The 1,173-nt window shown below is 63.8% G+C and carries 1 protein-coding gene; it reads right to left on the bottom strand.

The features are described 5' to 3' along the window. Window positions 1–38: 38 nt before the first annotated feature. Complete coding sequence (locus tag AC1DLT_RS30815) at window positions 39–980, bottom strand: IS110 family RNA-guided transposase (protein WP_477489244.1); 942 nt, start codon at window positions 978–980, stop codon at window positions 39–41. Between the last annotated feature and the right edge of the window lie 193 nt (window positions 981–1,173).

Below are 1,173 nucleotides of genomic sequence, written 5' to 3'. Positions count from 1 at the left end.
GGGAGATGCCCGGCAGGGCAGAGCGACTGTCTTGTGCGTCAAGCGCTTTGCCATGGTTTATTGTCCCGGATGATGGCGTTGAGGATTGTGAGGAGCTTTCGCATGGTGGCGACGATGGCGACGATCCTGGGTTTGCCGGCGGCGACGAGCCGGTCGCGGAAGGCCTTGAGCGTGGGGTTGTGGCGGCTCGCGACGAGAGCCGCCATGAACAGCACGGCCCGCACCTTGCCCCTGCCGCCGCCGATCAAGCTTTTGCCCTTCCATTGGCCCGATTGCCGCGTCCAGGGCGCAAGTCCCGCCAAAGAGGCGATCTGGCGCCGGTCGAGGCTTCCGAGCTCCGGCATCTCGGCCAGAAGCGTGCGGGCCGTCGCCGGCCCGACACCCGRCACCGAGACGAGCAGCGCCTCACGGACCCGCCATATCGGCGACTTGCGGATATGGTCGTCGAGATCGGCATCCAGGCTGTCCAGCTCGCGACGCAGGGCCGAAAGCAGCCGTCTGATGCTCTTCTGCGTCTGCGCCTCCACAACCATGCGCAGCCGATTATCCTCGGCCACGATCATCTGCACGATCTGCCGTCGACGGGCGACAAGCGCCGAAAGCGCCTGGGTTTCGGCATCCCGCAGGGGGCGGATTTCCGGCCTCGTCGCAGCCACGAAGGCCGCTATCACTTCAGCATCGATCGGATCGGTCTTGGCACGGCGGCCGATCGCGTTGGCATACGCGCGCACCTGGGCCGGGTTGATCACGATGACCGCAAACCCGGCAGACGAGAGCTCTGCCGTCGCCAGCATCTCAAAGCCGCCGGTTGCCTCCAGCGCCACCACGCAGGTGCCCTGTGCAGAATGCTCCGACTTCAGCCGCTCGACCAGTTCGTCGATACCAGCATGGCTGTTGTCGACGAAGAAGGCTTTACCGGACGGCACAATCGCAATGTCCAGCCGGTTCTTCGAAACGTCAATGCCAACGATGATATCCATCTTATCCCATCCTTGCCTAAGCGGGCTTTGCCTTCGCAAGCGGCCCTGGCGACTGTTCGGGTTCGATGGAACGGCGGATGAAGACCCAGGCTCTGCCACGGGCTTGGTGTCCCAAGGGAGGTTCGGTCTCCCATCCGCCACCGCATCTGGCAGTAAATCGCCAAAAGCGGATAAAGGGAAGTTACAAGGGGGG

It is taken from the genome of Neorhizobium sp. 05N33, from assembly GCF_056397445.1.
Note: the sequence above shows the minus strand (reverse complement) of the source record. Positions and strands in the feature narration are given on the sequence as shown.